General features: G+C 71.3%; 22 protein-coding genes. 6 read left to right on the top strand and 16 right to left on the bottom strand.

Going from position 1 to position 22,743, the window contains the following annotated elements; genetic code table 11:
* Positions 1-43 precede the first annotated feature (43 nt).
* Positions 44-631, top strand: a complete 588-nt coding sequence (locus tag ACFV0T_RS08475) for a TetR/AcrR family transcriptional regulator (RefSeq protein ID WP_385775859.1) — start codon at positions 44-46, stop codon at positions 629-631.
* 16 nt (positions 632-647) lie between these two features.
* Here the strand turns inward: ACFV0T_RS08475 and ACFV0T_RS08470 are convergent, their stop codons facing one another.
* The gene (locus ACFV0T_RS08470) at positions 648-1,244 is read right to left on the bottom strand and encodes a M23 family metallopeptidase (protein WP_385775857.1); all 597 of its coding nucleotides are present in this window, start codon (positions 1,242-1,244) and stop codon (positions 648-650) included.
* 760 nt (positions 1,245-2,004) lie between these two features.
* On the opposite strand from ACFV0T_RS08470, the gene ACFV0T_RS08465 reads away from it, so the two are divergent.
* On the top strand, positions 2,005-2,622 hold the full coding sequence (locus ACFV0T_RS08465; protein WP_385775855.1) for an HAD family acid phosphatase: 618 nt from the start codon (positions 2,005-2,007) through the stop codon (positions 2,620-2,622).
* 66 nt (positions 2,623-2,688) lie between these two features.
* Here ACFV0T_RS08465 and ACFV0T_RS08460 read toward each other — a convergent pair whose 3' ends face one another.
* The gene (locus ACFV0T_RS08460) at positions 2,689-5,214 is read right to left on the bottom strand and encodes an ATP-dependent Clp protease ATP-binding subunit (RefSeq protein WP_385775853.1); all 2,526 of its coding nucleotides are present in this window, start codon (positions 5,212-5,214) and stop codon (positions 2,689-2,691) included.
* A gap of 430 nt (positions 5,215-5,644) precedes the next feature.
* Between ACFV0T_RS08460 and ACFV0T_RS08455 the strand changes: the two genes are divergently transcribed.
* On the top strand, positions 5,645-6,280 hold the full coding sequence (locus ACFV0T_RS08455; protein WP_385775851.1) for an SCO3374 family protein: 636 nt from the start codon (positions 5,645-5,647) through the stop codon (positions 6,278-6,280).
* Here the strand turns inward: ACFV0T_RS08455 and ACFV0T_RS08450 are convergent.
* From ACFV0T_RS08450 to ACFV0T_RS08405, 10 genes are all read right to left on the bottom strand, one after another.
* The gene (locus ACFV0T_RS08450) at positions 6,259-6,594 is read right to left on the bottom strand and encodes an Lsr2 family protein (RefSeq protein WP_385775849.1); all 336 of its coding nucleotides are present in this window, start codon (positions 6,592-6,594) and stop codon (positions 6,259-6,261) included. The genes ACFV0T_RS08455 and ACFV0T_RS08450 overlap by 22 nt on opposite strands.
* A gap of 342 nt (positions 6,595-6,936) precedes the next feature.
* Positions 6,937-7,467 carry an amino-acid N-acetyltransferase gene (locus ACFV0T_RS08445; protein WP_385775847.1) on the bottom strand — a complete coding sequence of 177 codons (531 nt, stop codon included), beginning with the start codon at positions 7,465-7,467 and terminating at the stop codon, positions 6,937-6,939.
* Between the two features lie 9 nt (positions 7,468-7,476).
* Positions 7,477-7,941 (bottom strand): BlaI/MecI/CopY family transcriptional regulator, encoded by a 465-nt coding sequence (locus ACFV0T_RS08440; RefSeq protein ID WP_385775845.1) that lies wholly within the window; start codon positions 7,939-7,941, stop codon positions 7,477-7,479.
* 232 nt (positions 7,942-8,173) lie between these two features.
* Positions 8,174-8,356, bottom strand: a complete 183-nt coding sequence (locus tag ACFV0T_RS08435; protein WP_385775843.1) for a hypothetical protein — start codon at positions 8,354-8,356, stop codon at positions 8,174-8,176.
* A gap of 70 nt (positions 8,357-8,426) precedes the next feature.
* Entirely contained in the window at positions 8,427-9,137 is a 711-nt protein-coding gene (locus ACFV0T_RS08430) for a hypothetical protein (protein WP_385775932.1), read from the bottom strand.
* A gap of 136 nt (positions 9,138-9,273) precedes the next feature.
* Positions 9,274-10,071: a type III pantothenate kinase gene (locus ACFV0T_RS08425; RefSeq protein ID WP_385775841.1), complete on the bottom strand. Its 798-nt coding sequence runs from the start codon at positions 10,069-10,071 to the stop codon at positions 9,274-9,276.
* 16 nt (positions 10,072-10,087) lie between these two features.
* On the bottom strand, positions 10,088-11,065 hold the full coding sequence (gene nadC, locus ACFV0T_RS08420) for a carboxylating nicotinate-nucleotide diphosphorylase (RefSeq protein ID WP_385775839.1): 978 nt from the start codon (positions 11,063-11,065) through the stop codon (positions 10,088-10,090).
* A gap of 5 nt (positions 11,066-11,070) precedes the next feature.
* Positions 11,071-12,828, bottom strand: coding sequence for an L-aspartate oxidase (locus ACFV0T_RS08415; RefSeq protein WP_385775837.1), 1,758 nt, complete (start codon positions 12,826-12,828; stop codon positions 11,071-11,073).
* Positions 12,825-13,817: a pantoate--beta-alanine ligase gene (gene panC / locus ACFV0T_RS08410; RefSeq protein ID WP_385775835.1), complete on the bottom strand. Its 993-nt coding sequence runs from the start codon at positions 13,815-13,817 to the stop codon at positions 12,825-12,827. Before panC ends, ACFV0T_RS08415 begins: the two co-directional genes overlap by 4 nt.
* Positions 13,814-14,761, bottom strand: a complete 948-nt coding sequence (locus tag ACFV0T_RS08405; RefSeq protein WP_385775833.1) for a Rossmann-like and DUF2520 domain-containing protein — start codon at positions 14,759-14,761, stop codon at positions 13,814-13,816. Before ACFV0T_RS08405 ends, panC begins: the two co-directional genes overlap by 4 nt.
* 395 nt (positions 14,762-15,156) lie before the next feature.
* Between ACFV0T_RS08405 and ACFV0T_RS08400 the strand changes: the two genes are divergently transcribed.
* Entirely contained in the window at positions 15,157-16,296 is a 1,140-nt protein-coding gene (locus ACFV0T_RS08400) for a threonine aldolase family protein (protein ID WP_385775930.1), read from the top strand.
* A gap of 51 nt (positions 16,297-16,347) precedes the next feature.
* Entirely contained in the window at positions 16,348-17,454 is a 1,107-nt protein-coding gene (locus tag ACFV0T_RS08395; RefSeq protein ID WP_385775831.1) for a DUF5937 family protein, read from the top strand.
* 158 nt (positions 17,455-17,612) lie between these two features.
* Here ACFV0T_RS08395 and ACFV0T_RS08390 read toward each other — a convergent pair whose 3' ends face one another.
* From ACFV0T_RS08390 to ACFV0T_RS08380, 3 genes are all read right to left on the bottom strand, one after another.
* Positions 17,613-18,245, bottom strand: a complete 633-nt coding sequence (locus tag ACFV0T_RS08390; protein WP_385775829.1) for an AAA family ATPase — start codon at positions 18,243-18,245, stop codon at positions 17,613-17,615.
* Positions 18,246-18,465: 220 nt separating this feature from the next.
* Complete coding sequence (locus tag ACFV0T_RS08385; protein ID WP_385775827.1) at positions 18,466-19,140, bottom strand: response regulator; 675 nt, start codon at positions 19,138-19,140, stop codon at positions 18,466-18,468.
* A 79-nt stretch (positions 19,141-19,219) separates the two neighbouring features.
* Entirely contained in the window at positions 19,220-20,422 is a 1,203-nt protein-coding gene (locus ACFV0T_RS08380) for a histidine kinase (RefSeq protein WP_385775825.1), read from the bottom strand.
* A gap of 118 nt (positions 20,423-20,540) precedes the next feature.
* Here ACFV0T_RS08380 and ACFV0T_RS08375 point away from each other — a divergent pair, with 118 nt between their 5' ends.
* Positions 20,541-21,611 (top strand): SAM-dependent methyltransferase, encoded by a 1,071-nt coding sequence (locus ACFV0T_RS08375; protein WP_385775823.1) that lies wholly within the window; start codon positions 20,541-20,543, stop codon positions 21,609-21,611.
* Here the strand turns inward: ACFV0T_RS08375 and ACFV0T_RS08370 are convergent.
* Entirely contained in the window at positions 21,576-22,727 is a 1,152-nt protein-coding gene (locus ACFV0T_RS08370) for an NADH-quinone oxidoreductase subunit D (RefSeq protein ID WP_385775820.1), read from the bottom strand. The genes ACFV0T_RS08375 and ACFV0T_RS08370 overlap by 36 nt on opposite strands.
* Positions 22,728-22,743 lie beyond the last annotated feature (16 nt).

The raw sequence follows: 22,743 nt of genomic DNA, 5'->3' as shown, positions 1-22,743 counted from the left end.
CCGGTCGTCAAGTAAGTTTCCTGGGAGCGCGAGGAGTACGAGGATGGGCGGCATCATGGACGGCACCAAGCAGCAGCGCCGCGGCAACACCCGCCAGCGCATCCAGGACGTCGCGCTCGAACTCTTCGCCGAGCAGGGCTACGAGAAGACCTCGTTGCGCGAGATCGCCGAGGGACTGGACGTCACCAAGGCCGCCCTCTACTACCACTTCAAGACCAAGGAAGAGATCCTGGTCAGCATCTTCGAGGACCTGACGAGACCCATCGAGGAGCTCATCGAGTGGGGCAAGGGGCAGCCGCACACGCTGGAGACCAAGCAGGAGATCGTCCGGCGCTACCACCAGGCCCTCTCCGACGCGTCACCGCTGTTCCGCTTCATGCAGGAGAACCAGGCGACGGTACGGGAACTGCAGATCGGCGACACCTTCAAGGACCGCATGCGCGGCCTGCGCGACATCATCATCGACCCGGACGCCCCACTGGTCGACCAGGTCCGCTGCCTCAGCGCCATCTTCACGCTGCACGCCGGCATGTTCGTGATGCAGGATCTCGAAGGCGACCCCGAGGACAAGCGCAAGGCTGTCCTCGAGGTCGCCGTCGATCAGGTGACGCGAGCCCACCAGGGCTCGTGACCGGGAGCGGTCGGACTCAGACCGCCACGCCCTTGCCCCGCAGGTACGCGACCGGGTTGACCGCCGAGCCGTAGTTCGGGGTGCTCCGGATCTCGAAGTGCAGGTGCGGGCCACTGGAGTTGCCGGTGTTGCCGGACAGGGCGATGTGCTGGCCGGCCCGGACGATCTGACCGACTCGCACGTCGATGCGCGACAGGTGGGCGTACTGCGAGTACATGCCGTTGCTGTGCCGGATGACGATGGCGTTGCCGTAGGCGGGGCCGTCACCGGCGCCGTTGCCGCCGGTCTTGACGACCGTTCCGCCGTTCGCGGCGACGACGTTGGTCCCCATCGGCACCGCGAAGTCCTGGCCGGAGTGCTTGTGCGCCCACATGCCGCCGGCCTGGTTGAAGGTGGCGGACAGCGTGTACCGCTGGACCGGGTGGACCCACGAGGCAGCCGATGCGACGGTCTTGGCGGCCGGGGCGGCGGCGGGGGCGGCGACGGCCGGTGTGGCGGCAGCCGCGACCCCGGCCCCCAGTACGACCGTCGTCCCCAGACCGGCGGCCAGCACGGCGGCGCGGTTGCGGAGCAGGGGCGTACGGGAGGAACGGGACGTGACTCGCTGGAACATCGAAACCTCATGGGGCCGGGGACAGTAGAACCACCCGGCGCACAGACGGCTGCCGGGTGGGGCATCTCTTGGTAACCCGGGAGCCCATGAGCACTCAAACCGGCGATCTACGACAGAAGGTAGTACGTAACCGCCAAATCGTGCACTTCTTGACACAACGCCCATTCACCGCAGAAGCCCGCCGAACGGGGGTCGAATCCCAGAGGTTCAGTACGCAATGTCCTTTTTGCCTTTTTTGACGTTTCCACTATCCCGGGTAGTACCGGATGTATCGCCTGTGCGCCATGTCACCGGCCCCAAGGATCGGGAGACTTGGGAATGTGACGCGGGCTACGCCGACCCGTACCGGTCCACGAACCCCAGGGGAGCGACATGAACCGGCCGCCGTCGGTATCCGGTTGGCGTCGCACGCGATCACACCGATCGGCGGGAAGCCGTTCGTCGCGAGCCCCCCTGGGCCGGGCTCGCCGTCGGCTCGCGCGGGGTGAGGCTCCGTGTCCCGCCGTGCCGTACTCACCGCAGGCGCTCTTCCCCGGCCTGCGCGAGATCACGTCGTCCTCGCCCCCGAGGTGACGGCCCCGCCGGACGGCCTCCTCGCGACACTGCCCGCCGACCCCCAAGTCGCCTAAATATACGGCGTGTTGTGACGCACCTCTCTGTACACCTACCGTCCGGTAACCCTACGGTTCCCCTCGCGCCACCCTCACGCACGATCATGCTCACGACACGGCAGCGTACGGATGTGAGAGGACCCCCACCGATGAACAGACGAGGCCCCTGGACTCGCCGCATCTCCGCGACCGCCGTCGCGGCGGCCGCACTCGTCGCCATGGCCGCCCCCGCCGAGGCCGCGACGTCGACCAGCACCGCGTCCGCCGCCGCGGACGTCGACTACGCGACCTGGCAGCAGGATTGCCGGTCCGTGATGGACCAGGCCCTGCCCTACCTGAAGCAGCGCATCGCCGCCACCAAGCCGGGCGAGAAGCAGGCGATCGTCTTCGACATCGACAACACCACGCTGGAGACCGACTTCGGCTTCAGCTTCCCGCAGCCGGCCAACAAGCCGGTCCTGTCGGTCGCCAAGTACGCCCAGGAGCACGGCGTCTCCCTGTTCTTCGTCACCGCGCGGCCGGGCATCATCTCCCTGCCCACCGAGTACAACCTGGAGCACGACGGCTACGACGTCTCCGGTCTCTACGTGCGCGGCCTGTTCGACCTCTTCAAGAACGTCGCCACGTACAAGACCGCCCAGCGCGTCGACATCGAGTCCAAGGGCTACACGATCATCGCGAACATCGGCAACAGCGCCACCGACCTGTCGGGCGGCCACGCCGAGCAGACGTACAAGCTGCCGGACTACGACGGTCAGCTGTCGTAACCACATCCGGGCATGACGAAGGGGCCGGTGCTTTCGCACCGGCCCCTTCTGGCGTCGCCCTGCGGCTTACGCGTCCTTGCTCAGGTTCGGCCCGGCACCGCCGGCCGCCTGCTCGATCGGCGGGACGTCCGGCAGCGCCGACTTCTCCTCACCCCGGAAGGTGAAGGTCTTGGCGTCGCCCTCGCCCTCGGTGTCCACGACCACGATGTGGCCGGGACGCAGCTCGCCGAAGAGGATCTTCTCCGAGAGGGTGTCCTCGATCTCGCGCTGGATGGTGCGGCGCAGCGGCCGGGCACCCAGCACGGGGTCGTAGCCCTTCTTCGACAGCAGCTCCTTGGCGGACTGGGAGAGCTCGATGCCCATGTCCCGGTCCTTCAGGCGCTCGTCCACCTTGCCGACCATCAGGTCGACGATCCGCAGGATGTCCGCCTGGGTCAGCTGCGGGAAGACGACCACGTCGTCGACGCGGTTGAGGAACTCGGGCCGGAAGTGCTGCTTGAGCTCGTCCGAGACCTTGTTCTTCATGCGCTCGTAGTTGGTCTTCGTGTCACCCGAGGCCGCGAAGCCCAGGTTGAAGCCCTTGGAGATGTCCCGGGTGCCGAGGTTGGTCGTCATGATGATGACCGTGTTCTTGAAGTCCACGACCCGGCCCTGGGAGTCGGTCAGACGACCGTCCTCCAGGATCTGCAGCAACGAGTTGAAGATGTCCGGGTGGGCCTTCTCGACCTCGTCGAAGAGGACGACGGAGAACGGCTTGCGGCGGACCTTCTCGGTCAGCTGGCCGCCCTCCTCGTAGCCCACGTAGCCGGGGGGCGAGCCGAAGAGACGCGAGACCGTGTGCTTCTCGCTGAACTCCGACATGTCGAGGGAGATCAGCGCGTCCTCGTCACCGAAGAGGAACTCCGCGAGCGCCTTGGACAGCTCGGTCTTACCGACACCGGACGGGCCGGCGAAGATGAACGAGCCACCGGGGCGCTTCGGGTCCTTCAGACCGGCACGCGTACGGCGGATCGCCTTCGACAGCGCCTTGACGGCGTCGATCTGGCCGATGACCCGCTTGTGGAGCTCGTCCTCCATGCGCAGCAGACGCGAGGACTCCTCCTCGGTCAGCTTGAAGACCGGGATGCCGGTGGCGGTCGCGAGGACCTCGGCGATCAGCTCGCCGTCGACCTCGGCGACGACGTCCATGTCGCCGGCCTTCCACTCCTTCTCCCGCTTGGCCTTCGCGGCGAGGAGCTGCTTCTCCTTGTCGCGCAGGGAGGCGGCCTTCTCGAAGTCCTGCGAGTCGATCGCGGACTCCTTGTCCCGGCGGACACCGGCGATCTTCTCGTCGAACTCGCGGAGGTCCGGCGGCGCGGTCATCCGGCGGATACGCATCCGGGAACCGGCCTCGTCGATCAGGTCGATCGCCTTGTCCGGCAGGAAGCGGTCCGAGATGTACCGGTCGGCCAGGGTGGCGGCCTGGACCAGCGCCTCGTCCGTGATGGACACGCGGTGGTGCGCCTCGTAGCGGTCGCGCAGACCCTTGAGGATCTCGATGGTGTGCGGCAGGGACGGCTCCGCGACCTGGATGGGCTGGAAGCGGCGCTCGAGGGCCGCGTCCTTCTCCAGGTGCTTGCGGTACTCGTCCAGCGTCGTCGCACCGATGGTCTGGAGCTCACCACGGGCCAGCATCGGCTTCAGGATGGAAGCGGCGTCGATGGCGCCCTCGGCGGCACCCGCACCGACCAGCGTGTGCAGCTCGTCGATGAACAGGATGATGTCGCCGCGGGTGCGGATCTCCTTGAGCACCTTCTTCAGGCGCTCCTCGAAGTCACCGCGGTAGCGGGAGCCGGCGACCAGCGCACCGAGGTCCAGGGTGTAGAGGTGCTTGTCCTTGAGGGTCTCGGGCACCTCGCCCTTGACGATGGCCTGCGCGAGGCCCTCGACGACGGCGGTCTTGCCGACGCCGGGCTCACCGATCAGGACCGGGTTGTTCTTGGTGCGGCGGGACAGCACCTGCATGACCCGCTCGATCTCCTTCTCGCGCCCGATGACCGGGTCGAGCTTGGACTCACGAGCGGCCTGGGTGAGGTTCCGGCCGAACTGGTCGAGGACCAGGGACGTCGAGGGGGTGCCCTCCGCAGGGCCGCCGGCGGTGGCGGTCTCCTTGCCCTGGTAACCGGAGAGCAGCTGGATCACCTGCTGCCGCACTCGGTTCAGATCTGCGCCCAGCTTGACCAGGACCTGGGCGGCGACGCCCTCGCCCTCACGGATCAGGCCGAGCAGGATGTGCTCCGTGCCGATGTAGTTGTGGCCCAGCTGAAGGGCCTCGCGGAGCGACAGCTCCAGGACCTTCTTGGCACGGGGGGTGAAGGGGATGTGTCCGGACGGGGCCTGCTGACCCTGCCCGATGATCTCCTCCACCTGCTGGCGGACCGCCTCGAGCGAAATCCCGAGGCTCTCAAGGGCCTTGGCGGCGACACCCTCACCCTCGTGGATCAGGCCCAGGAGGATGTGCTCGGTGCCGATGTAGTTGTGGTTGAGCATCCGGGCTTCTTCCTGAGCCAGGACGACAACCCGCCGCGCGCGGTCGGTGAACCTCTCGAACATCGTTAATCGCTCCTCAGAGCGGTCAGGCAGTGGGGGGAACTTCCCCTCCCTGTCCTTCCGCAGCTTAGTCCCGCAAGCGGGGACCGCTCATTCCAACTGCCGACACCGTCCTTGGCCTCCTGACCCCGAACGCCGACATATGCTCCAACCCGATGGTGCGAGACGATGTTCCCGCAGGCCAGGCAGATACCCGCACCAGCAGTACGCCGATGGCGAACGCAAGACGGCTTTTCCTGCGTGTCGCCCCCTCCCACTAGGGATGTCTTACCCGCTGGGACGGACACTCCATGCCGCGCGCACCGATTCCCTCCGCTACGGGCGAACAACCTTGCGCCTCCCCGCACCCCCACACGCTCCCCTTTTCGACACGCTGAGCAATCGCACGAACACCCAGCGTAACTCGCGAGGGTTTCGGACGGTTGCACTTGGCATGGTTGGCTCAGTCACCGCGCTCCCGCTTCCCCGTCGGCCGCTGACCCCGGGAGACCGGACGCGGCACTGGTACGAGAACGAACTGGGCTGGAAGACGGTGCCCGGAGAGCCGGTGCACCTGGTCACCGGGCTGCGCTTCGACGTCCTGGACGTACCGGCCGAGGCGGGTTTCGGGGCACTGCGGCGGCTGGCGCCGGACTCTCCGGTGGCGCTGCGGGGCGACCGGATGCGGCTGCTCGTGGCCGCGGGCGCCGCGGACGAACTGCCGGGGCTCCTGGACTGGCTGGAATGGGGCGCGCTGGCGCTGGATCTGGTGGCGCTCGGCGCGGGCGGGCGCATGCAGGCCCCGCTGATGCCCGGACCGGGCCACGGGCCAGGCCCAGGACCGGTTGCCGCCCGGCCGTTCCCACCGGGCCCCTGCCCACCTCTTCAGGGGGCCGCCGTGTGGTTGCGGCCCCCCGTGCCGGGGTGCGAGGTCGAGACCTCGCTGCCGACGCTGTCGGCCGTGGGGGGCGCGGCCATGGGGGGCGTTGGGGGCGCCCCCGATCTCGCACGACTCGTGGACACGGTGGCCACACAGTGCCATCGGGTCAGGCTGCGGCGCGCGTGCGCTCAGCCGTTGGCCTTCTCGTAGGCCTCACGAATGGTCGCGGGAACGCGGCCGCGGTCGTTGACCTCGAAACCGTTCTCCTTCGCCCAGGCACGGATCTGCGCGGTGTCCTGGCTGCCGCCGGTGGCGGCGCGCGCCTTTCCACGCCCACCCGCGGCACGGCCACCGGTACGCCGGCCACCCTTCACATAGGGGTCGAGAAGGCTGCGCAGCTTGTCCGCATTGACAGTCGTGAGATCGATCTCGTACGTCTTGCCGTCCAGCGCGAACGTCACAGTCTCGTCCGCCTCGCCGCCGTCGAGGTCGTCGACAAGAAGGACCTGAACCTTCTGTGCCACCGGATTTCCTTTCATCGAAAACGTGAGGGCCGGGGGTCTGCGGCGTCCGCCGTTTCGCCGCCCCTTGTTATATGCAGTACTGCACTACGTCGGAAAGCAAACCGCTTTTGCGGGAAAAACACAAACCCCCGACAGAGACCGAAGGACCGGCCCGGTACCGGAAACATGCGCGTTTCGGACATAGGGAACCCGGGCAGGGCCCGCTCGGTTGTACGGCGCTTGTCCGTGGCTTGTCCGGTGCTAGTCCGGCGCTTGTCCGGTGCTAGTCGGTGCTAGCAGGTGCAAGTCATCGTCTTGTCCGCCGGTGGAATATGTCTTGCCGAACCTCGCGATGCCCAGCGATCACAGATGCAGAAGCATCCGGCTGTTGCCCAAGGTGTTCGGTTTCACTCGTTCGAGACCGAGGAACTCCGCCACGCCCTCGTCATAGGAGCGCAGGAGTTCGCCGTACACATCGGTGTCGACCGGCGTCTCACCGATCTCCACGAAGCCGTGCTTGACGAAGAAGTCCACTTCGAAGGTCAGACAGAAAACCCGGCGAACACCGAGCCAGCGCGCGGTGTGCAGCAACTTCCGCAGCAACTGATGGCCGACGCCCGCGCCCTTCAGCCCGGGCTTCACCGCGAGAGTGCGGACTTCCGCGAGGTCTTCCCACATCACGTGCAGCGCGCCGCAGCCGACCACCTCGGCGTTGTCGTCCCGTTCGGCGACCCAGAACTCCTGGATGTCCTCGTAAAGCGTCACCATCGCTTTGTCGAGGAGGATGCCGTCACGGACGTACGCGTCAAGGAGTCGGCGCACGGCCGGGACATCGCTGGTCCGGGCCCGCCGGACGGTGATGGCTTTAGCGGTGACTTCGGGGCTCTCCGACATGTGCGGACGCTATCGTCCGTCGGCCTCCGTCGCCGAGCCGGGGTTCTCCTCCGACGTATCCGGCGCGGCCGTATCGGCGGCGGTATCGGGGGCCGGGGCGGGTTCGGGTGTTTCCGGTACCTGGACGATGCGTACGGCGTCCCGCAGGGCCTGCCGCTGTTCGTCGCTCATCATGCCGAAGAAGGCGACGAGAGCGGCCGCGGGGTTGTCGCTCTGCCCCCAGGCCTCGTTCATCAGCGCCGCGGCGTAGGCGGGACGCGTGGAGACCGCTTCATATCGATAGGCCCGGCCTTCGGCTTCGCGGCGTACCCAGCCCTTCTGATGGAGATTGTCCAAAACGGTCATCACCGTGGTGTACGCGATGGACCGTTCCTGCTGAAGGTCTTCCAGGACTTCTCGAACCGTGACCGGGCGGTTCCACTTCCACACCCGCGTCATGACCGCGTCTTCGAGTTCTCCCAATGGGCGAGGCACAGTTCAGAACAATAGTGGTAGATCTCGGTAATCGCGTGCCGGACGTGCGCTTTCAGCAACAAACAGGAACAAAAAGGGCGCACGACGCGGAAAATGCCGGTCCGCACCCGAGGTGCGCGGGGCATGCGTCGTACGCCACCGAGAGGCGCGCGGAGGGCGCGGAGCAGGGGGCGCCGCGAGGCGCGGGGAGGCGGGCAGGCGCGCGGCGGCCGGGAGGGGCCGCGCGCCGGGCTCAGGCCTCGGACTTCGCGGGGGTGGCCTGACGGGCGGCCTCCGCGCGCGCGAGGGCGGCGTCGACGGCCGCGTCCTCCTTGGCCTTGGCGGCGCCGCTCTGGGTCTTCACGATCACCCTGATCACGCCGATGAAGAACACGGCCATGACGACCGGGGGCACGAGCGCGGAGACATAGTCCATGGACCCAGAGTAGCCACGCCGGGACGGCGGGACGGGGGCGGGTGGGCGCCGGCCCCGTCCCGTGACCCGATCAGCCCGCTGCCAGCCGTTGGGACGGGTTCGCGGGCGGCTGGGACGGTTTGCGCCGCGGGAAGACCTCGCCCGGGGTGGGAATGGGGCGCCTGGCCGGCGTGGGCCCGTCGGGGGCGGGTTTGGGGGCGGCGGGGGCCGGCTTCACCGCGGGCTCCCTTCGGGGCTTGTCGGCAGGATCGTCGGCGGCACCGCGCAGGAAGCCGCCGACGGAGCCGCCGCAGCGGCCCCCGGGAAGCGCCAGGAGGCGGGCGCGCGAGGCCGGGACGGTCGCGGTGGACTGGACGTACCTCGACGCTCCCGAGGGCTCCTGGGAGGCCGCGGCGGACCTCCTGGCGGCACCCCGGGCGAGCCGGGTGCGCACGTCCTGCTCCGCGAGGGTCCGGCAGCGGTCCAGGAGGACCGCCGCGACCGGATTCCCCCGCAGCGCCCGGAGTGCGGCGAGGTCGTCCGGGTCGGGACGGTACCCGGCGCCCAGCGCCTCCTCCAGGAGCGTGAGGTATCCGGCGGTGGTGCCGGGGAGGGCGGCGCGGTACCGGGCGAGATCGGCCACCAGGAAGGCACGCAACCGGGCGCCCTCGCGCATCGCCTCGTCTAGGGACTCGGCGACGCGAAGACAGTCCTGGACGTCCTCGGCCGAGGCGGGGGCGGGGTTCAGGGCGAGGGCGAGGGCGCGGCGGAGCACACGCAGCTCCTCCGCACCGAACGCCATGCCGCCGCGGGATCCGTATGGCGTGGGCATGGAGTGACGGTACGCGCTAATCAGACAAATCCGTCATAACGGACGGGCGCGTCGCGGGGCGCCACCCGGGTGGCTCCCCGGGTGGCGGGTCGAGCCCTGCTCCGTCTCAGATGCGGGACACGTTGCGCTCGTAGACCAGGCGCAGGCCGATCAGTGTCAGCCACGGCTCGTGTTCGTCGATCACCGAGGCCTCGCCCAGCACCATCGGCGCCAGACCGCCCGTGGCGATCACGGTCACCTCGTCCGGGTCGTCCGCCAGCTCCCGTGCCATCCGGCTCACGACCCCGTCCACCTGCCCGGCGAAGCCGTACACGATCCCGGCCTGCATCGCCTCGACCGTGTTCTTGCCGATGACGCTCCTCGGCCGGGCGACCTCGATCTTCCGCAGCTGTGCGCCCCTGACGCCCAGCGCCTCCACCGAGATCTCGATGCCGGGCGCGATGACACCGCCCACGTACTCCCCGCGCGCGCTGACCGCGTCGAACGTCGTCGCCGTTCCGAAGTCGACGACGATCGCCGGCCCGCCGTACAGCTCGACGGCCGCCACCGAGTTGATGATGCGGTCGGCGCCGACCTCCTTGGGGTTGTCGGTGAGGATCGGTACGCCCGTCTTCACCCCGGGCTCCACGAGCACCGCGGGCACGTCGCCGTAGTACCGGCGGGTGACCTCGCGCAGCTCGTGCAGCACGGACGGCACCGTCGCGCAGATCGCGATCCCGTCGATGCCGTCCCCCAGCTCCTCCCCGAGCAGGGGGTGCATGCCCATCAGCCCCTGGAGGAGCACCGCGAGCTCGTCCGCGGTACGGCGCGCGTCCGTCGAGATCCGCCAGTGCTCGACGATGTCCTCGCCGTCGAACAGGCCGAGCACGGTGTGCGTGTTGCCTACGTCGATCGTCAGCAGCATGACCGGTTCCCGCTCCCTACTCCGCCGCTCGCAGATCCAGGCCGATGTCCAGGATCGGCGAGGAGTGGGTCAGCGCCCCGACGGCCAGGAAGTCGACACCCGTGTCGGCGTAGGCCTTGGCGTTGTCCAGGGTCAGTCGGCCCGACGCCTCGAGCAGCGCGCGCCCGTGGACGATGCCGACCGCCTCCGCGCACTCCCCTGGCGTGAAGTTGTCCAGCAGGATCAGGTCGGCACCCGCGTCCACGACCTCGCGCAGCTGGTGCAGGGTGTCGACCTCGACCTCGATCGGCACGTCCGGGAACGCCTCCCGTACGGCCTCGAAGGCCTGGGCGACACCGCCCGCGGCGACCACGTGGTTGTCCTTGACGAGGGCCGCGTCGGACAGCGACATGCGGTGGTTCACACCGCCGCCGCAGCGCACCGCGAACTTCTCCAGGGAGCGCAGGCCCGGCGTCGTCTTGCGGGTGTCGCGGACCTTGGTCTTCGTGCCCTCCAGGGCGTCCGCCCACGCGCGCGTGGCGGTCGCGACACCTGACAGTCGGCACAGCAGATTGAGCGCGCTGCGCTCGGCGGTCAGCAGGTCACGCGTGCGCGTGGTGACCGACAGCAGCTTCTGCCCGGCCTCCACCCGGTCGCCGTCCTCCACATGCCGCTCGACCTCGAACTCGTCCGTGCAGACGACCGAGATCACCGCCTCGGCGACCCGCAGGCCCGCCACGACGCCCGCCTCGCGCGCGGTGAAGTCGGCGGTGGCCACGGCCTCCTCGGGGATGGTCGCGACCGTCGTCACGTCCACGCCGTGGTCGAGGTCCTCCTGGATGGCGAGGTTGGCGATGTCCTCCACCTCCACGGGGTCGAGTCCCGCGTCGGTCAGGAGCTGGGCGAGCGCGGGGTCGAGCCCGCACTCCAGGTATTCCTCGCCGGTGTCCGCGCCACAGGCACAGTCGTCGCCGCAGCCGCCGGACGAGGCGAGGGGAAGGTCGGGGGTGCTCACTGCTGTCACTGCTCCTGGGGACGGTGCGGGGAGGTCCCCCCTGCCCGGGCGAAGCCGAGAACCGGGGAGAGGGTCGGGGGGAAGTCTGCGGTGTCCGTGGTGTGCACGGCCAGCGTGCGGTCCGGATTCAGCCGTACGACGATGTGGCGCCGCCAGGCGGCGTCGTCGCGGTCGGCGTGGTCCTCGCGCCAGTGGCAGCCGCGGGTCTCCTCGCGCTGCCGGGCGGCGGCGACCAGGACACGGGCCACGCACAGGAGGTTGGTGGCCTCCCAGGTGTCGACGCCGGGCTCCGCGGTCTTGCCGTTCTCGTCGAGGGCGCCGCGGGCCTCGGCGTGCAGCCGCTGGAGTTGTTCGGCGGCCCCGGCGAGGGAGTCCGCGGAACGCAGGACGCCGGCGCCACCGGTCATGATCCGCTGGATCGCGAACCGGGCCTCGGGGGCGAGCAGCGGGTGCGCCGGCTTCTCGGGCTGCGCCACCGGCGCGGGCACACGCGCGTGCAGGCCGTCCGCCGTCCGGCTCGCCGTGATGTCGGCGACGATCCGCTCGGCGTAGACGAGACCCTCCAGCAGCGAGTTGGAGGCGAGCCGGTTGGCGCCGTGCACGCCGGTGCAGGCGACCTCGCCGCACGCGTACAGGCCGGGCACCGTCGTACGGCCCTGGGAGTCGGTGCGCACACCGCCGGAGGCGTAGTGGGCCGCCGGGGCGATCGGGATGGGCTCGTGCACCGGGTCGATGCCGTGGGCACGGCAGGCGGCGAGGATCGTCGGGAAGCGGTGCTCCCACATGTCGGCGCCGAAGTGCCGGGCGTCGAGGAACATGTGCTCGGCGTCCTGCTCCTGCATGCGGCGCATGATGCCCTTGGCGACGATGTCCCGGGGCGCCAGCTCGGCCAGCTCGTGCTGCCCGACCATGAAGCGCACGCCGTCGGCGTCGACCAGGTGGGCGCCCTCGCCGCGCACCGCCTCGGAGACCAGCGGCTGCTGCCCCTCGGCGTCGGCGCCCAGGAACAGCACCGTGGGGTGGAACTGCACGAACTCCAGGTCGGAGACCTCCGCGCCCGCGCGCAGGGCGAGCGCCACGCCGTCGCCGGTCGACACGGGCGGGTTGGTGGTCGCGGAGAACACCTGGCCCATGCCGCCGGTCGCGAGGACCACGGCGGGGGCGTGCACCGCGCCCACGCCGTCGTGCTGGCCCTCACCCATCACGTGCAGGGTGACGCCCGCGGTGCGGCCCTCGGCGTCCGTCAGCAGGTCCAGGACGAGCGCGTTTTCGATCGCCCGCAGCCCACGCGCGTGCACCGCCTCGACGAGCGCCCGGGAGATCTCGGCGCCGGTCGCGTCGCCGCCCGCGTGCGCGATGCGGCGGCGGTGGTGGCCACCCTCCCGGGTGAGTTCCAGCCCGCCCTCGGAGGACTCGTCGAAGTGGGCGCCGGTCTCGATCAGCCGCCGTACGGCGTCGGGGCCCTCGGTGACGAGGATCCGCACGGCCTCCTCGTCGCACAGGCCCGCGCCCGCGACCAGCGTGTCGTCCAGGTGCTGTTCCGGGGTGTCGCCCTCGCCGAGGGCCGCGGCGATGCCGCCCTGGGCCCAGCGGGTGGAGCCGTCGTCGAGGCTGGCCTTGGTGACGACGACCGTCGTCAGGCCGGCGGCCTCGCAGCGCAGGGCCGCGGTCAGTCCGGCCACGCCGGAGCCGACGACCACCACGTCCGCGGAGATGGACCACCCGGGCGCGGGCGCGTGCAGTCGTATGCCTGTGCTGGTCACGAGGCGGCTCCGAAGGTGAGAGGAAGGTTGTCGATCAGCCGGGTCGTACCGACCCGGGCGGCGACGGCGAGGACGGCCTCACCGGTGAAGTCGTCCTCGATCTCGGTGAAGTCGGACGGGTCGACGAGCGCGAGGTAGTCCAGTTCGAGCGGCGGGTCGAGCCGGACGGCCTCGTCGAGCACCAGGCGCGCGGCGGCGCGGACGGCCGCCGCGGAACCCGGCACGGCCTTGGCGACGGCGTGCGTGTCGGCTGCCGCGCGGGACTCGCCTATGGCGCTGAGGGCCTCGGCACGCGCGTGCGTGGCGGGCACCTCACGCGCCCGCGCGCGCAGCGCCTCCTGGGCCGCGTGCCGGTCGCAGCCCGCGAACAGTGCCTGGGACAGGGCCAGGGCGGTGCTCCGCTCCCGGGGCGAGAGGTAGCGGTTGCGGCTGGACAGGGCCAGGCCGTCGTCCTCCCGCACGGTCGGTACGCCGACGATCTCGATGCCGAAGTTCAGGTCCCGCACCATCCGCCGGACCAGGGCGAGCTGCTGGGCGTCCTTCTGCCCGAACAGGGCCGCGTCGGGCCGGGTGAGGTGCAGCAGCTTGCCGACGACGGTGAGCATGCCGTCGAAGTGGCCGGGGCGCGTGGCGCCCTCCAGGCGTCCGCCCATGGGGCCCGCGCTGATCCGGACCTCGGGCCGGCCGCCCGGGTAGACCTCGTCCACGGACGGGGCGAACACGACGTCGGCGCCCGCCTGCTCGGCGATCTTGAGGTCGGCCTCCAGGGTGCGCGGATAGCGGTCGAGGTCCTCGCCCGCGCCGAACTGGAGCGGGTTGACGAAGACCGTGACCACGACCTCGCCGTCCGGACCGGCGATCGCCCGCGCGGTACGGATCAGGGTGGCGTGTCCCTCGTGCAGGGCACCCATGGTCATCACCACGGCCCGGCGGCCCTCACGCGTGCGTGCGTGCAGTTCGCCGGCGGTACGCAGCAGGGTGGTGGTCATCCGGCGGCTCCTTCGGTGCCGTTGGTCCCGTCGGTCCGGTCCGTCCCGTCGGCGAGTACCCCGAGCAGGTCCTCGGCGAGTTCCGGCTTCAGCAGTCCGTGGGCGAGCGCCCGGTCGGCGGTCGCGCGGGCCATCGCCAGATAGCCGGCGACGGTCTGCGGGGCGTGCTCGCGAAGCTGGCCGATGTGCGCGGCGACCGTGCCCGCGTCCCCGCGCGCGACGGGGCCGGTGAGCGCCGCGTCGCCGGAGCGCAGGGCGTTGTCGAGGGCGGCGCCGAGCAGCGGGCCGAGCATCCGGTCGGGTGCCTCGACGCCGGCCGTGCGCAGCAGCTCCATGGACTGGGCGACCAGCGTGACCAGGTGGTTGGCGCCCAGGGCGAGGGCCGCGTGGTAGAGCGGCCGGTTCTCCTCGGCGATCCACTCCGGCTCGCCGCCCATCTCGATGACGAGTGCCTCGGCGGCCAGTCGCAGCTCTTCGGGGGCGGTGACGCCGAAGGAGCAGCCGGCCAGGCGCTGCACGTCCACGGCGGTGCCGGTGAAGGTCATCGCGGGGTGCAGGGCCAGCGGCAGGGCGCCCGCGCGCAGGGCGGGGTCCAGCACCCTCGCGCCGTACCGTCCGGAGGTGTGCACGAGGAGCTGACCCGGCCGTACGGCGCCGGTCTCGGCGAGGCCGGTCACCAGGTCGGGCAGGGTGTCGTCGGGGACGGTCAGCAGCACCAGGTCGGCGCGCCGGAGCACTTCGGCGGGCGGGACGACCGGCACGTCGGGCAGCAGCAGCGCGGCCCGCCTCCTGGAGGCGTCGGAGACCCCGGAGACGGCCACCGGGCGGTGTCCGGCGAGTTCGAGGGACGCGGCCAGGGCGGGGCCCACGCGACCGGCGCCGACCACACCGACGGTGAGCCGCGCGGGGCGGTCCCTGGGATCTGGCTGTTGGACTGTACTCACGCGACCGTGGCCTTCCCGTTCCAGTCCGCTCTGGGTACCGGACGATTTCTCGTCATGTTAACGCTATCGGTCCCGGGGGCGTCCGGTCGTCCACAGGCTGTGGGTTTCCGGGCGCCCCCGCATCCGGTGAATCCGCGTGCCCTCCCCGATCGGCGCACGGCATGATCCGTGGCATGGACGACACGGTGGAGCGGGGCGCGGAGGACGCGGGGCGCGCGGAGAACGCGGGGCGCGCGGAGGACGCGGGGAGCACGGAGGACGCGGGGCGCGCGGAGAACGCGGGGCGCGCGGAGAACGCGGGGAGCACGGAGGCGTCAGTGCCCCAGACGGCGCAGGCGGCACGGGCGGCCCAAGAGACGCCGACGCCCCAGGACCCCCAGGACCCCCAGGAGCAGATGCAGGAACGGCGTTCCGTCGCCCACCGGAACGCCCGGCGCCTCCTGTCCCGGGCGGGCTTCCGGGGCACCCTCCGCGAACGGCTCGCACACCTGCACGAAACGGCACCCCAGGTCTACGACCTCGACGAACCGGCGGACGTCTACGGCAACCGGATCGTGGCGCACCTGGAGGAACGCGTCGCCGCGCTGCTGGGCACGGAGGCCGCCGCGTTCTTCCCGACGGGCACGATGGCCCAGCAGGTGGCCCTGCGCTGCTGGGCGGGCCGCACCGGCGACCCCAGGGTCGCGCTGCACGCGCTGGCACACCCCGAGGTACATGAGCGGCAGGCGTTCAGCCAGGTCAGCGGCCTGCGCCCGGTCCGGGTGACGAGCGAGCCCCGGCTGCCGACGGCCGACGAGGTGCGCGACTTCCCGGAGCCCTTCGGGACCCTGATGCTGGAACTTCCCCTCAGGGACGCCGGTTTCGTCCTGCCCTCCTGGGCGGAGCTCACCGAGGTGGTGGAGGCGGCGCGCGAGCGGGACGCGGTGGTACACATCGACGGCGCGCGCCTGTGGGAGTCCACCGTCCACTTCGGCCGCCCCCTGGCGGAGATCGCCGGCCTCGCGGACAGCGTCTACGTGTCGTTCTACAAGTCCCTGGACGCCTTCGGCGGCGCGGCCCTGGCCGGGCCCGCGACCCTGGTGGAGGAGGCGAAGGTCTGGCGGCACCGGTACGGCGGCATGGTGTTCCAGCAGTTCCCCACCGTGCTGTCGGCCCTCGCCGGCCTCGACCGCGAGCTGCCCCGGCTGCCCGACTACGTGCGTCACGCGCGCGTGGTGGCCGCCGCGCTGCGGGAGGGGTTCGCCGAGGCGGGCGTGCCGTGGGCCCGCGTGCACCCCGAGGAGCCGCACACCCACGATTTCCAGGTGTGGCTGCCGTACGGGCCGGACGTGCTCGCCGAAGCGGCGGTGCTCCAGGGCGAGGAGACGGGGACGCTGCTCTTCGCCACCGGCTGGCAGTCCGGCGGACCGGGGCTGGCCTTCACCGAGGTCGCCGTGCGCGCCGCCGGCCTGGACTGGACGGCGCGGGACGTGAAGGCGGCCGTCGCGGAGTTCGTGGCCCGGCTGCGCAGGGTGCACGACGGCGTCAGCGGCTAGCGGACAGCCGGCGTCGACGGCGTTGTCGGTGGTGGGGTGCACCATGGGGGCATGAGCGTGAGCATCGACATCGCGGGGCTGCGGCCGGAGAGGATCGCCGTCGTGCCCTCTCCCCTGGCCGAGCTCGGCATGGCGCTGCACGCGCTGGCCGAGCCGGGGCACCACCCGGGTCTCCAGGGCTGGGTGACGAGCGTGACCAGCCGGCTCGACTCGCACCTGGCCGACCGGATGTGCGAGGCCGACTTCCTGTGGCGTACGACGTTCTCGGACGTGTTCCTGCCGTGCGCGGGCATCCCGGGCGGCAGCACGTTCCCGGGCGCCACCCTCGCCGAGGACCTGGACCTCCTGGACAAGCTGACGGACGAGCAGTTCGTGGACGCGGCCCTGGAGTTCACCTGCCCACTGACGTATGACACCAAGGCGCCGGACATCCTGTCCGACCCCGTCGTCCGCCGCCGCGCGCTGGAGGTCGCCGCCACCCGCGGACCGCAGCAGGTGCGGTTCGCCCGGCGGCTGCTCGACGACCCGCCCGGTGTCCGGGCGTGGCTGCGGCGCTTCCTGGAGGACTGCGACGCGGCGTTCTTCGAGGAGACCTGGTCCCGGCTGCGCCACCAGCTGACGGCGGACGCCCGGCGCAAGACGGAGCTGCTGCGGCACAAGGGGCTGGCCGAGGCGCTGACCGCGGTCTCCCCTGTCGTGACGGTGGACGAGACCGCCGGTCGGATCGTCGTGGACAAGCTGATCCAGGGCCGCACCGCCACGGCGGGCGGCGGCCTCCTGCTGGTGCCGACCAGCCTCGGCCTGCCGCATCTGAACGTGCTGTTCCGCTACAGCTGGCAGCCGCTCCTGCACTACCCGGTCGGATCGCCCGAACTGGCCTCGCCCCCGTCGGTCGAACAGCTCGCCCTGCGGATGACCGCCCTGTCCCACCCCGTCCGGATGCGCCTGTGCCGCCATCTGGCCCGCAGCGAGTACACCACCAGCGAGCTGGCCCAGGCGCACGGCATGACGGCGCCCGAGATATCCCGCCACCTCGGGGTGCTCAAGAAGGCCGGCCTGGTCACCACCCGCCGGCGCGGCCGGTACGTCCTGCACCAGCTGGACGTCTCCGTGGTGGCACGGCTGGGCAGCGACTTCCTGGAGGGGATCCTCAGATAGCCGCGGCGACCGGAGGGACCTCGGACAGCCGCGGCGGGACGGCAGCGACCTCGGACCTCGCGGAAGTCGGCGGGGACCTCGGACCGTCGCGAAGCCGCAGGGGACCTCGGACCGTCGCGAAGCCGCAGGGGACCTCGGACCGTCGCGGCGGCGGGCGGTCAGTCGAACCGGATGTGCCGGATCCCCACCCGTGCCTGCCGCAGCCGGGTGCGCAGCGCGCCCTCGGTGTTGGGGCGCAGCGTCAGTCCGGCCAGGACGGCTATGCGGTCCGCCGTCTTCGGCACGGTCGAGTGGTCGGTCCACAGGTGCTCGGCGAACTCCGGTTCGCTCAGCCGCTCCAGGCAGTGGTCGAGCTGCCGCACGGCCCAGCTCTCCCCGCGCGGCGCCGCGTTCTTCCCGGTGACGTAGGAGAGCAGGCGCCCGATTCCACGCTCCCGCAGCCGTCGCAGCACGGTCTCGCGCTGGGCGAGCAGCGTGAAGTGGCGCACGTCGTGGCCTAGTTCGCGGAGCCGGCCCACGGTCTGCGCGAAGTGGCCGGAGTCGGTGACCGTCATCGGGACGATCACCACACCGTCCTGTTCGGTGAGGGCCCGGTCGAGGATCTCCACGACACCCTGCCGCCAGGAGACCAGGTCCTGGAAATCGCCGCGCAGTTCGGGCGGCAGCATCCGGCGCAGGCCGAAACCGGCGTGCTCGGGGTCGCAGATCACGCTGCCGGGGAGCCGGCGCCGGATCTCGTGTGCGGTCTGTGTCTTGCCGCCCCCGAAGGGGCCGTTGATCCACAGGAGCATGCGCAGACCCTAGTGGCCGCCGGTTGCGCCCAGGTCACGATTCCCTGTGATCCACGCCCGGGGGCGGGCGCACACCCACGATCCGCGCCCTGTGGTGCGCGCGTCCGCGACCCACGCCCCGCGACCCGCCCCGCGATCCGCTCCCCGTGGTCCGACACTCTCCGGAGCCTGCTCCCGGAGCCCGCTCCCGGAGCCCGCTCCCGAGGTCCGCCGGGTTGGTTCAGCCCCGTCCGCCGCCGGCCCGCACCAGCCCCGTCTCGTACGCCAGGACCACCACCTGCACCCGGTCCCGCAGCCCCAGCTTCGTCAGGATGCGGCCCACGTGGGTCTTGACGGTCGCCTCGGACAGCACCAGCCGGGCCGCGATCTCGCCGTTGGACAGCCCCTGGGCGACCAGCACCATCACCTCGCGCTCCCGGTCGGTGAGCCGCTCCAGCTCCTTGTACTGGGGCTCCTTGCCGGTGGCGGGCAGCATCGGCGCGAAGCGGTCGAGGAGGCGGCGCGTGGTGGAGGGCGCGACCACGGCGTCGCCGCTGTGCACCGAGCGGATCGCGGTGAGCAGCTCGGCGGGCGGCACGTCCTTGAGCATGAACCCGGACGCGCCCGCCTTCAGCCCCGAGAACGCGTACTCGTCGAGGTCGAACGTGGTCAGGATCAGCACCTTCGGCGGCTCGGGCTCCGAGCAGATCCGGCGGGTGGTCTCCACACCGTCGAGCTTCGGCATCCGGACGTCCATCAGGACGACGTCGACAGCGGTGGAGCGCAGCACCTGGAGGGCCTCGACACCGTCGCCCGCCTCCGCGACGACCTCCATGTCCGGCTGGGCGGCGAGCACCATCCGGAACCCGGTGCGCAGCAGCACCTGGTCGTCGACGAGCATCACGCGGATCGTCATGGGGCCTCTTCCGTTTCGTGGTTCGTGGGGCGGCGTGACAGGTGCCGTGACAGGTGTCAATGAGGGACGTGCGTCGGCGTCAATGGGCCGGTTTGAGCGGGAGCAGGGCGCTGATACGGAATCCTCCGCCCGGACGCGGGCCCGCGTCGAGGGTTCCGCCGACCATGCCCACACGCTCGCGCATGCCGATCAGACCATGGCCCCGGCCGTCCGCACCGCCCTCCTCGTACAGCTCGTGCGGAGCGCCCTTGCCGTCGTCCTCGACGAGCAGACCGAGGCCGTCGTCGAAGTAGACCAGCCGCACGCTCGCGCCCGCGTTCGGCCCGCCGTGCTTGCGGGTGTTGGTGAGCGCCTCCTGCACGATGCGGTACGCGGTGAGCTCGACGCCGCTGGGCAGCGGGCGCGGAGTGCCCTCGACCTTGAAGTCGACGGGCAGGCCCGAGGTCCGGCACTGCTCGACGAGGTCCTCGATCTGCTGGACGTCGGGCTGCGGCACGTACTCCCCGACCTCCTTGTGCTCGCCCGTCCGCAGCACGCCCAGTAGGCGGCGCATCTCGGCGAGGGCCTGGCGGCCGGTGGAGGAGATCGTCTCCAGGGCCTTCTTCGCCTGGTCGGGCGCCGCGTCGAGGACGTAGGCGGCGCCGTCGGCCTGCACCACCATCACGGACACGTTGTGCGCGACCACGTCGTGCAGCTCGCGCGCGATCCGGGCGCGCTCGGCGGCGACCGCGACCTTCGCCTGCGCCTCGCGCTCCGTCTCCAGGCGCGCCGCGCGCTCCTCCAGCTGCGCGAAGTAGGCGCGGCGGGTGCGGATCGAGTCGCCGAGCACCCAGGCGAGGGCGAACGGCACGGTCTGGAAGACCACTATCGCGACGTTCCCCGCGGCGCTCGTCTCCCCGTTCGGCCAGCGCAACTGCGCCAGGGAGGCCGCGACCAGACCCATGGCCAGCGCGAGCCAGGACGCCCAGCGCGCGCCGGTCGCGGCGACCGTGTAGACGATCACCAGCATGGCGAAGTCGGCGGGCGTCGTCTCGACGTCCAGCACCAGCTGCGCCACCCCGAGGGCGGCGGTCAGCAGCAGCATCCTCTCCGGCATGCGGCGGCGCAGCGCGACCACCAGGCCCAGCAGGAGCGTCACCGGGATGATCGCGGCCTGCGAGTCGGTGCCCGCGGACTCCTGGCGGGTGACTTCGCTCGCGACCGAGATCCCGAACAGGACGACGGCCCAGAAGCCGTCGACCCAGGTCGGGTGTCTGCGGAGGAAGTCATAGAGGCGCTGCACGTGACCCAGCGTAGGGAAGCAAGATGCGTGCAGGGGTCAACCGGAGGACCGATCCGTACCCGTCGCATGTACTCCGCAAGGTGGAGGCCCTGATCACCAGTGCGCCTAGTCTGACCGGATGGAGGCGGAAACGACAGGCACCACGGGCATGGCGGGAGCCGACGGTCCGGACGGCGAGTGGCGTGGCTGGCGGGCGGCGACCGAGGACGCCCTGTACGGGCCGGACGGCTTCTACCGGCGCCCGGAGGGCCCCGCCGGGCACTTCCGTACGTCGGTGCACGCGTCGCCGCTGTTCGCCGGGGCGGTGGCCCGGCTGCTGTGCCGGGTGGACGTGGCCCTGGGCCGGCCCGCCCCGCTCGACTTCGTCGACATGGCCGCCGGACGGGGCGAACTGGCCCGCGGGGTGCTCGGCGCGCTGCCCGCCGAGGTGGCCGTACGCACGCGTGCGTACGCCGTCGAGATCGCCGACCGCCCGCACGGCCTCGATCCGCGGATCGAGTGGCTGCCCGAGCCGCCGCGGCACGTCACCGGGCTGCTGTTCGCCAACGAGTGGCTGGACAACGTGCCCGTGGACGTCGTCGAGGTGGACGCGGCGGGCGTACCGCGGCTGGTCCTGGTCCGGCGGGACGGCGTCGAGCGGCTCGGGGAGCCGGTCGGGGGCGCCGCGGCGCGGTGGCTCGCGCGCTGGTGGCCGCTGCCGGACGTGGAGGGGCCGCGCGCGGAGATCGGGCTCCCCCGGGACACCGCGTGGGCGACCGCCGTCTCCCACGTCGAGCGCGGGCTCGCGGTGGCCGTGGACTACGCGCACACCGCCGACACGCGCCCCCCGTTCGGGACGCTCGCCGGCTTCCGGGAGGGGCGCGCGACAGCGCCCGTACCGGACGGGTCCTGTGATCTCACGGCACATGTCGCGCTGGACGCGTGCGCCCTCCCCGGCGCACGCACGCTGCCGCAACGCGAGGCGTTGAGCGCCCTGGGTCTCACCGGCGCACGCCCCCCGCTCGCGCTCGCCTCCACCGACCCCTCGGCCTATGTACGCGCCCTCGCGAGCGCCGGGGAGGCCGCCGAGCTGACCGCGTCCGGAGGGCTCGGCGACTTCGGCTGGCTGCTCCAGCCGGTGGGCGTCGCGGACCCGCTGGGCCCCTCCGGCGAGCTACTTGTCGATGTCCCCGACGACGAAGAACAGTGACCCGAGGATCGCCACCATGTCCGCCACCAGCGTGCCCGGCAGCAGCACGGCCAGCGCCTGGATGTTGTTGTACGAGGCGGAGCGCAGCTTCAGCCGGTACGGGGTCTTCTCGCCCTTGCTGACCAGGTAGTAGCCGTTGATGCCGAGCGGGTTCTCGGTCCAGGCGTACGTGTGTCCCTCGGGCGCCTTCAGGACCTTCGGCAGCCGCTGGTTGACCGGCCCGGGCGGCAGGTCGGCGAGCCGGTCGAGGCAGGCGTCGGCGAGCTCCAGCGCGTTGTGCGTCTGCTCCAGGAGGCACTCGAAGCGGGCCAGGCAGTCGCCCTCCCGCCGGGTGACCACCCTCAGGGTGTCCTGGAGCTCCCCGTAGGCGAGGTAGGGCTCGTCCCGGCGCAGGTCGAAGTCGACGCCCGAGGCGCGCGCGATCGGTCCGCTCACGCCGTACGCGTGCACGGCCTCCGGAGTGAGGGCACCCACGCCCCGCGTACGCCCCCGGAAGATCTCGTTGCCGAGCACCAGGTCGTCGAAGACGCCCATCCGCGAGCGCACCGCGGAGACGGCGGCACGCGCGCGTGCGGCCCAGCCGGCCGGCAGGTCCTCCTTCAGGCCGCCGACGCGGTTGAACATGTAGTGCATGCGCCCGCCGGAGACCTCCTCCATGACGTTCTGGAGGACCTCTCGCTCCCGGAACGCGTAGAAGACCGGGGTGATGCCGCCCAGTTCCAGCGGATACGAGCCCAGGAACATCAGGTGGTTCAGCACCCGGTTCAGCTCCGCGAGGAGCGTGCGCGTCCACACCGCGCGCTGCGGGACCTCCATGCCGAGCATGCGCTCCACCGCGAGGACCACGCCGAGCTCGTTCGAGAAGGCCGACAGCCAGTCGTGGCGGTTGGCGAGCATGATGATCTGGCGGTAGTCGCGCGCCTCGAAGAGCTTCTCGGCGCCGCGGTGCATGTAGCCGATCACCGGTTCGGCGCTGACGATGCGCTCGCCGTCGAGCACGAGCCGCAGCCGCAGCACGCCGTGCGTGGAGGGATGCTGGGGCCCGATGTTCAGCACCATGTCGGTGCTCTCCGCGGCACCGCCGATCCCGACCGTGGTCTCCGTCGTAGGAGTCATGGACACAGTCTCTCCT

Source organism: Streptomyces sp. NPDC059582 (assembly GCF_042735715.1).
Taxonomy (GTDB): Bacteria; Actinomycetota; Actinomycetes; order Streptomycetales; family Streptomycetaceae; genus Streptomyces.
Note: the sequence above shows the minus strand (reverse complement) of the source record. Positions and strands in the feature narration are given on the sequence as shown.

What these genes read in the sequence shown, in the direction of transcription:
- ACFV0T_RS08475 (WP_385775859.1), top strand. Translation starts at nt 44, where the DNA reads ATGGGCGGCATCATGGACGGCACCAAGCAGCAGCGCCGCGGCAACACC.
- ACFV0T_RS08470 (WP_385775857.1), bottom strand. Translation starts at nt 1,244, where the DNA reads ATGTTCCAGCGAGTCACGTCCCGTTCCTCCCGTACGCCCCTGCTCCGC.
- ACFV0T_RS08465 (WP_385775855.1), top strand. Translation starts at nt 2,005, where the DNA reads ATGAACAGACGAGGCCCCTGGACTCGCCGCATCTCCGCGACCGCCGTC.
- ACFV0T_RS08460 (WP_385775853.1), bottom strand. Translation starts at nt 5,214, where the DNA reads ATGTTCGAGAGGTTCACCGACCGCGCGCGGCGGGTTGTCGTCCTGGCT.
- ACFV0T_RS08455 (WP_385775851.1), top strand. Translation starts at nt 5,645, where the DNA reads ATGGTTGGCTCAGTCACCGCGCTCCCGCTTCCCCGTCGGCCGCTGACC.
- ACFV0T_RS08445 (WP_385775847.1), bottom strand. Translation starts at nt 7,467, where the DNA reads ATGTCGGAGAGCCCCGAAGTCACCGCTAAAGCCATCACCGTCCGGCGG.
- ACFV0T_RS08435 (WP_385775843.1), bottom strand. Translation starts at nt 8,356, where the DNA reads ATGGACTATGTCTCCGCGCTCGTGCCCCCGGTCGTCATGGCCGTGTTC.
- ACFV0T_RS08430 (WP_385775932.1), bottom strand. Translation starts at nt 9,137, where the DNA reads ATGGCGTTCGGTGCGGAGGAGCTGCGTGTGCTCCGCCGCGCCCTCGCC.
- ACFV0T_RS08425 (WP_385775841.1), bottom strand. Translation starts at nt 10,071, where the DNA reads ATGCTGCTGACGATCGACGTAGGCAACACGCACACCGTGCTCGGCCTG.
- panC (WP_385775835.1), bottom strand. Translation starts at nt 13,817, where the DNA reads ATGACCACCACCCTGCTGCGTACCGCCGGCGAACTGCACGCACGCACG.
- ACFV0T_RS08400 (WP_385775930.1), top strand. Translation starts at nt 15,157, where the DNA reads ATGCAGGAACGGCGTTCCGTCGCCCACCGGAACGCCCGGCGCCTCCTG.
- ACFV0T_RS08395 (WP_385775831.1), top strand. Translation starts at nt 16,348, where the DNA reads ATGAGCGTGAGCATCGACATCGCGGGGCTGCGGCCGGAGAGGATCGCC.
- ACFV0T_RS08390 (WP_385775829.1), bottom strand. Translation starts at nt 18,245, where the DNA reads ATGCTCCTGTGGATCAACGGCCCCTTCGGGGGCGGCAAGACACAGACC.
- ACFV0T_RS08385 (WP_385775827.1), bottom strand. Translation starts at nt 19,140, where the DNA reads ATGACGATCCGCGTGATGCTCGTCGACGACCAGGTGCTGCTGCGCACC.
- ACFV0T_RS08375 (WP_385775823.1), top strand. Translation starts at nt 20,541, where the DNA reads ATGGAGGCGGAAACGACAGGCACCACGGGCATGGCGGGAGCCGACGGT.
- ACFV0T_RS08370 (WP_385775820.1), bottom strand. Translation starts at nt 22,727, where the DNA reads ATGACTCCTACGACGGAGACCACGGTCGGGATCGGCGGTGCCGCGGAG.